Raw genomic sequence first — 6623 nt, 5'->3', positions numbered from 1 at the left:
CCTACATACATTATGCACGAAAACTTTCGGTTAGGCACTTACCTATAGACAGTTAGCACCTATAGACAGTTAGCACCTATGGACAGCTAGTAAACCTATAAGAGGAACGTCCCCATGACAAAACGTACGTTTTCGCGCTTGGCCCTGGCAGCCGCAACTTCCATGCTTTTTATTTCCCCTGCTATGGCAGAAACCTTACGCCTGGGCACGGTAGTAAGTGCTCCTCACCCATGGATTGATGCTGCTGAAGCGTTTAAAGCCGAAGTAGCAGAAGCGACCGATGGGCGTATCGATGTACAGATTTTCCCAGGTGGCCAATTGGGTAATGACCAGACAATGGTCGATGAGATTCGTATCGGTACCACCGATATGATCATTGGCGGTGTGATGAATATTTCGCCGTATACCCCTGAATTTGAAATTTTCAGTCTTAATTATCTGTTTGAAGATATGGATAAATTTCGGGCTGCCACCTCTCCCGACTCGCCCGTGTTTGACTACTTCGCCAACGCTATGCAGGAGTCAGGGGTAGGCTTGAAGTTGTTGAGCCTGACAGGAGGGGGAACGCGCAATTTAAGTACCAATACCGGACCTGTCACCCAGCCTTCGGATCTGCAAGGTATCAAGATGCGTGTCACAGGCTCGCGCCTGGATGCTGAGATGTGGCAATCAGTCGGCGCGTTGACGACATCGCTACCATGGACAGAAATTTACACTGGCCTGCAAACCGGCGTAGTGGGGGCCTTCGAGAGTACCATCAGTGGCTATTACTCAAGCCGCCTTTATGAAGTAGCTCCCTATCATGCCAAAACCGAACATCAGGTGATGATGAGCCATATTTCCATCAGCGAGAACCGCTTTAATCGCTTCTCGGAAGAGGATCAGGCCATCATTCTCAATGCGGCCCAGCATGCGGGTGAGTTCGGCACTGAAAAAGGAGTGGAGTACGATGCGGAGTTTATTCAGGAATTCGAGGATCTGGGGGTAACGGTGACCGAAGTCGACAAGCAGGCCTTCATTGATGCGGTCGTTCCTCTGCATGACGAGTTTGCTGAGGAACGTGGTTTGACTGAGCTGCTTGACACGATTCGCAACCTGTAAACCGCGATCCATCAGCGCTTTGGCGTGCTGCTTTGTGTCTCATCTGCAAGCAGTGCGCCAATGTAAGGGCAGAAAAATGCGGAAAATAAACGATCTGTTGGAGAAACTCCTGACATTTATCGCAGGCTCGCTGTTTGCAGCCTTTATCCTAACGGTGCTCTATCAGGTGGTGGCACGTAACTACCTGAAAATATCAGTATCGTGGACCGATGAAGTCGCTATGGCCTGTTTCATTTGGGCGGTCTTTATTGGCGCGGCCATTGCACTACGTAAGCGTAGGCACTATGTGGTGGACGTTTTTCCTCCAAACTTTGTTATTACTCAGCGGGTATTACGCTTATTCGGTAGCTTAGCCTGTCTGCCCGTGATCTATGTACTGATTGTGCACGGTAATGTACTGGTGGATATGGGCTGGAACCGACGCTCGGTAGCGCTAGGTACGCCCATGGCCTATGTGTTCGCCGCGATTCCCGTAGCAGGTATCTCCATGTTGCTATTTTCTATTGAGACTATTCGCGATGATATCGCCAAGCTGCGTGCTGGTAGAGATGCGGCCAGTAGTGGAGAGGCCCCCGAATCATGAGTCCATTGATTACCTTGATTGGCAGTTTTCTGATTCTTATCGGCCTAAGTGTCCCTATCGCTTTTGCGATTGGTTTGGCTTCCATATTGACGATCATGCAATTGGGGCTGCCCTTAACATCGGTCGTTAATCAGATGTTTGCCAGCATTAACTCATTCCCGTTACTGGCCGTGCCTTTCTTCCTACTGTTAGGGCGCCTGATGAACGACGGGGGCATCACCGACCGTCTGCTGCGCTTTGCGGATAGTACCGTTGGGCATGTTCGTGGCGGCCTGGGCCACATCAATGTCATGGTATCCATGATGTTCGCCAGCCTTTCGGGGTCTGCAGCTGCAGATACTGCCAGCGTGGGGGCGGTACTCATTCCGGCTATGAAGAAGTCGGGCTATCCCGCGCCGTTTGCTGTGGCATTGACGGCAGCATCGTCCGTGCTGGGGGGGATCATTCCGCCCTCGATTCTCATGGTAATTTACGGTGCCTTTGGCAACGTATCCGTGGGTGCTCTGTTTATGGGGGGCATTCTGCCAGGGATACTCGTCGGTTTGATGCAGATGGGCTATGTGTATTACATCGCGAGAAAGCACGATATTAAAGCAACGGGTAAGTTCTCTTTCCGCCAAATGGGGCGTACTGCGATCACCGCTGCTCCACCTATGGTGCTGCCGCTAGTGGTGCTAGGTGGCATCACCCTAGGCGTATTCACTGCCACGGAAGCTGCTTCGGTAGCGGTTTTGGTAGGTGTGTTGCTGGCCTTTGTTTTTTATCGAGCGATACGTTTTAGGCAGCTTCCCGGCATTTTGTCAGATTCCGTTGTCGCCTTTTCGTTACCCATGTTTGCTGTCGCTTCCGCAGGCATTATGGGGTGGCTGATTTCGTACTTGGGGATCGCTCAGGAGGTCGCTAACTTTATCCTCACCGTAACGCAATCGCGGGTGGGCATCATGCTGTTGGTGATGCTGTTCATGTTAGTGATTGGAACCGTCCTCAGCCCGGTGACGGCGGTCATTATCTTCCTCCCCATTATTCAGGGGCTGTGTATTGCTGCTGATATCAACCAGGTCCATATGGCGCTGGTAGTGATTTTATCACTCACCCTAGGGTTGATTACGCCTCCCTATGGTATTTGCCTGCTTATCGCAACACAGATTGGCGAAGTTTCCATGCCGCGTGCTTTTATGGCAGTAATACCGCTAATAGTGCTCATTATGTCGATCATTATCGCCATGATACTACTGCCAAGCGTCTTTCTGTATTTACCGCAATTAGTGTTTCCAAAAGCGTTTTAGTAAGGTGGGGTAGCGTTATATTAGCGCTACCCCCACCTCGACGATGCCAAATGTCGCCACCCCTGCTGCGACCGGCCAGCCTAATGAGCGGAGCCGCGACCATACCCACAATGTGACGGTAAGACCGATAGCCGTGGCAATCCATGAAACGGCACTCGGGCTCACTGGCACGATGGAAACACCGAGCACAGCGGCGATCATCAGCGGGCCGAGAATACTCAGCCATTGAGGCATATTGTTAATACCGCTCTCGCTATTTATCCGGCGCTGCATCCATAGAAAAGGCACCACACGCATCAGCAACGTACCTATCGCGGATATCATCACCGCTAACCACAACGCGCTACTCATTACTTCCTCTCCTTTTTTCAAACTTCACCAGATAGAAGCACAGCGCGCCACAGGCGGCCGCCAATGGGATGGCAACATTGCCCCATCCAGTCAGCGTTAAACACAGCGCAGCAATGATGGTGAGTCCCATTGCTACTGCCCAGCGTTTATCGGTAAAACGCGGAGCCACCATGGTGAGAAATAGGGCAGGCAGTGCGAAGGGCATAATTTCACCCAGCAACGGCCAGCGGGCGGTAAATGCTTCGCCAGCGGTAGCCCCCACGGCAGTGCCCACTGCCCACGCACCCCACGCCAGTAACGATGCACCTACAAACCAGCTAAAGCGCTTCGCGTCAGGCAGCTGCGGAAGCCTGGTTAATGCCAGAGCAAATACCTGGTCGGTTAGGCCGTGCATTAGCCATGGCCAGTGGCGGCTGCGTGGCAGCAGCTCGGCTAGGTTAGGGCCGTACACCACGTGGCGCACATTAATCAGTAATGTCATTGCTACCACCAACCATAGTGGTGCGCCGGTGGCGATCATGCCGACAAACAAAAACTGCGAAGCACCCGCGTAAATCAGCGCAGATATAGCTGTGGCTTCCCATGTGCTAAAGCCAGCTTGGCTAGCCACCAAACCAAACGATAGCGCCACCGGTATGTAACCGCCTAATAGCGGAATCGCTTCCTGCACGCCTTGCAGCGCGCTGCGCCACGGCGAGTGGCTGACGAGTTGGTTCATGGTGCATCCCCCTGTTCGCCGTAAGTAATGGTGAGTAGCATGGTGGCCTCTTGGTCTTGGGTGCGGTAAAAGTGAGGCTTATCAGCGCTAAAGGTGATGCTTTCGCCAGGGGCTAGCGCAGTAACCGTCCCTTCTGGGCCGACTTCGAGCCAGCCGCTGATCAGGATCAGCGTTTCTTGAGTACCCAGGGTGTGAGCTTCGGCGTGGCGCAGGGTATGGGGAGCGCAGCGCATCCAATAGGCATCTACCTGAGGCGAGCCTTTTCCCTGGTCAATTAACTGAACTTGTACGCCATCTTCACCTAAAGGCACAGAGATAGGCGCAACCAGGGTGCCGAAGGGGACATTAAGCTGTACTGCTAACCGCCAGATGGTATCCAAGGTGGGGTTGCCATTACCTTGTTCCAGACGGCACAGATTCGATTTGGCAATGCCAGCGGCATTGGCTAGATAGGAGAGTGACCAGCCCCGCGCTTGGCGAAGGGATTGCAAATGCTGACCTAGGGTACTTAGTGAGTGCTCATCCATTCGATTATCTCGCTGTTCCTTTTATAGAACGTTCTATATAAGGAACAGCGAGAAGTCAACCAAATTGCGTTATAACGTGTGGTTAGAGCTGGAAGGTTGACGGGCTCGGCAGGCGGCAGCAGTGAACAGCACATCTGTTGAGGAATTCAGCGCGGTTTCGGTCGCGTCTTGTACCACGCTGATGACAAAGCCAATTGCCACCGCTTGCATGGCGACTTCTGTGGGAATGCCAAACAGGTTGGCGGCCATCGGAATGAGCATCAGCGAGCCACCGGCTACGCCTGAAACACCGCAGGCAGCCAGTGCAGACACCACGCACAGTAGTAGGGCAGTGGGGAAGTCAACGGTAATGCCTAGCGTATGGGTGGTCGCCAAGGTAATCACGGTTATGGTGATTGCTGCACCACACATGTTGATCGTCGCACCGAGCGGAATAGAAATAGCGTAGGTATCGGCATCCAGCTTTAGACGGCGACACAGCTCTAAATTTACGGGGATATTTGCCGCTGAGCTGCGGGTAAAGAAGGCGGTAATGGCACTGCCGCGCAGGCAGGTAAACACCAGTGGGTAAGGGTTCTGACGGGTAGTGAGGTAAACGAGCAGCGGATTGCTAACCAGAGCAACAAACAGCATGCAGCCTACGATGACTCCTAGCAGTTGAGCGTAGTTGAGCAATGCCTCTACCCCTGACTCTGCCAAGGTTCCCGCGACTAAGCCAAAGATGCCAATCGGCGCTAAGCGAATTACCAGCGTGACAATGCGGGTGACAGCAGTGGATAAATCGCTTAACGCTTGGCGGGTGGTGTCGCTGGCTTGGCGTAGCATTAAACCAAGGCCAATGGCCCAGGCCAGAATAGCGATAAAGTTCGCTTCCATTAGCGCACTTATCGGGTTAGCCACCGCATTTAATAACAGATCCCTTAGAACGCTAAAAATATCCCCAGGTGGATTGCCGTCAATTTGCCCCGCATTCAATGCCAGTTCGGTAGGGAATAGAAAGCTTGCCGCTACTGCAATTAGCGCAGCGACTAATGTGCCTACCACATACAGTATGAGCACGGGGCGAATGTGAGTGGGTTGACCTTTCTTGTGTGCAGCGATGGCAGCGGTAACCAGCACAAAGACTAAAATAGGGGCCACTGCTTGCAGCGCGGCAATAAATAGCTGACCAAGCAGTGCCACATTGCCTGCAATGTCCGGTGTGAAAAGGGCGATGAATATCCCGGCAACAATGCCAATTAAAATCTGTGGGATAAGGCCCAGCCGGAAAAGTGGCTGAAACACGGTGTAGATGGTGGCGATCATTGCGCGACTCTCAGGTAGTAGAAGGGGAAACGTTGTGGCGATAGGCCGTGGACGTGCCTGAAAGGGGCAGCATTCTACCAGCTGTGAGTATCTCGCGGGCAGTTGGCTCAAAAACTTGGGGAGGGCGCCCAATTAGATAAGTAACTGACGATATAATGTGCTGATCGCTATGTTTGGCTCTTGGCGATACTAGGTTGCAATCTATCGCTTCTCTTAACAGAGAAAAGAACAGGGAACTTATCAATGCGCATTAAAGTGTTATTCGCTGCACTGCTGATACTGTGTAGCTCTTCGCTTGCAATGGCTGCCGACTACCATATCGATATCACTAATCGTACGGGCTATATCTTGTATTACATGTATATAAGCCCCGTCGACTCAAAAAGCTGGGAAGAGGATGTGCTCGGTAATGACGTCTTGATGGATGGTGATACTCAACGGGTGGCGATCACGGGGTATGACAGTCCCTACTTCGATATTCGTTTAGTCGATGAAGACGACGACAGTTACACCTTCTGGAAGGTAGATGTATCTACCCGGGATCTTGTGGTTACGCTAGATGATTTAGACTGATAAGAAATTCTAAACGGTTTGCCTCCCTTAACAGCAACTCGGCTGATGAATCTTCGGCATAGAGGCAAGCCGTTTATATAGCCATTGGTTAGCTAGTGGCGTGATAAGAACGAGATTGGCTTTTAATCGCATAGAGATAAGTGCCTAACCGAAAGTTTTCGTGCATAATGTATGTAGGA

The 6623-nt window shown here is 52.0% G+C and carries 8 protein-coding genes; 4 read left to right on the top strand and 4 right to left on the bottom strand.

Annotation, left to right across the window (positions count from 1 at the left end; translation table 11 throughout):
• Window positions 1-114: 114 nt before the first annotated feature.
• From INT21_RS04490 to INT21_RS04480, 3 genes are all read left to right on the top strand, one after another.
• Window positions 115-1101, top strand: coding sequence for a TRAP transporter substrate-binding protein (locus INT21_RS04490; RefSeq protein ID WP_089039560.1), 987 nt, complete (start codon window positions 115-117; stop codon window positions 1099-1101).
• Between the two features lie 76 nt (window positions 1102-1177).
• Window positions 1178-1684 (top strand): TRAP transporter small permease, encoded by a 507-nt coding sequence (locus tag INT21_RS04485; protein WP_193059423.1) that lies wholly within the window; start codon window positions 1178-1180, stop codon window positions 1682-1684.
• On the top strand, window positions 1681-2970 hold the full coding sequence (locus INT21_RS04480) for a TRAP transporter large permease (protein WP_146941951.1): 1290 nt from the start codon (window positions 1681-1683) through the stop codon (window positions 2968-2970). The genes INT21_RS04485 and INT21_RS04480 overlap by 4 nt, the downstream gene beginning before the upstream one ends.
• Before the next feature lie 15 nt (window positions 2971-2985).
• Here INT21_RS04480 and INT21_RS04475 read toward each other — a convergent pair whose 3' ends face one another.
• The 4 genes from INT21_RS04475 to sstT all read right to left on the bottom strand — a co-directional run bounded on the left by INT21_RS04475 (window position 2986) and on the right by sstT (window position 5871).
• Entirely contained in the window at window positions 2986-3321 is a 336-nt protein-coding gene (locus tag INT21_RS04475) for an AzlD domain-containing protein (protein ID WP_193084880.1), read from the bottom strand.
• Window positions 3314-4039: an AzlC family ABC transporter permease gene (locus INT21_RS04470; RefSeq protein WP_193084879.1), complete on the bottom strand. Its 726-nt coding sequence runs from the start codon at window positions 4037-4039 to the stop codon at window positions 3314-3316. Before INT21_RS04470 ends, INT21_RS04475 begins: the two co-directional genes overlap by 8 nt.
• Window positions 4036-4566 carry a helix-turn-helix domain-containing protein gene (locus INT21_RS04465; RefSeq protein WP_193067632.1) on the bottom strand — a complete coding sequence of 177 codons (531 nt, stop codon included), beginning with the start codon at window positions 4564-4566 and terminating at the stop codon, window positions 4036-4038. Before INT21_RS04465 ends, INT21_RS04470 begins: the two co-directional genes overlap by 4 nt.
• A gap of 69 nt (window positions 4567-4635) precedes the next feature.
• Window positions 4636-5871 (bottom strand): serine/threonine transporter SstT, encoded by a 1236-nt coding sequence (gene sstT, locus INT21_RS04460; protein WP_193084878.1) that lies wholly within the window; start codon window positions 5869-5871, stop codon window positions 4636-4638.
• A 243-nt stretch (window positions 5872-6114) separates the two neighbouring features.
• On the opposite strand from sstT, the gene INT21_RS04455 reads away from it, so the two are divergent.
• Entirely contained in the window at window positions 6115-6444 is a 330-nt protein-coding gene (locus tag INT21_RS04455) for a hypothetical protein (RefSeq protein WP_089039553.1), read from the top strand.
• The last annotated feature ends 179 nt before the right edge of the window (window positions 6445-6623 follow it).

Origin of the sequence: Halomonas sp. 3F2F, assembly GCF_014897805.1 — a bacterium.
In the GTDB taxonomy this organism is placed as follows: Bacteria; Pseudomonadota; Gammaproteobacteria; order Pseudomonadales; family Halomonadaceae; genus Vreelandella.
The sequence above is the reverse complement of the archived record's forward strand: the minus strand, read 5'-3'. Positions and strand labels throughout refer to the sequence as shown.

Bases quoted from the DNA above. Each gene is read 5' to 3' on its own strand.
- INT21_RS04490 (WP_089039560.1), top strand. From the start codon at position 115: ATGACAAAACGTACGTTTTCGCGCTTGGCCCTGGCAGCCGCAACTTCC.
- INT21_RS04485 (WP_193059423.1), top strand. From the start codon at position 1,178: ATGCGGAAAATAAACGATCTGTTGGAGAAACTCCTGACATTTATCGCA.
- INT21_RS04480 (WP_146941951.1), top strand. From the start codon at position 1,681: ATGAGTCCATTGATTACCTTGATTGGCAGTTTTCTGATTCTTATCGGC.
- INT21_RS04475 (WP_193084880.1), bottom strand. From the start codon at position 3,321: ATGAGTAGCGCGTTGTGGTTAGCGGTGATGATATCCGCGATAGGTACG.
- INT21_RS04470 (WP_193084879.1), bottom strand. From the start codon at position 4,039: ATGAACCAACTCGTCAGCCACTCGCCGTGGCGCAGCGCGCTGCAAGGC.
- INT21_RS04465 (WP_193067632.1), bottom strand. From the start codon at position 4,566: ATGGATGAGCACTCACTAAGTACCCTAGGTCAGCATTTGCAATCCCTT.
- sstT (WP_193084878.1), bottom strand. From the start codon at position 5,871: ATGATCGCCACCATCTACACCGTGTTTCAGCCACTTTTCCGGCTGGGC.
- INT21_RS04455 (WP_089039553.1), top strand. From the start codon at position 6,115: ATGCGCATTAAAGTGTTATTCGCTGCACTGCTGATACTGTGTAGCTCT.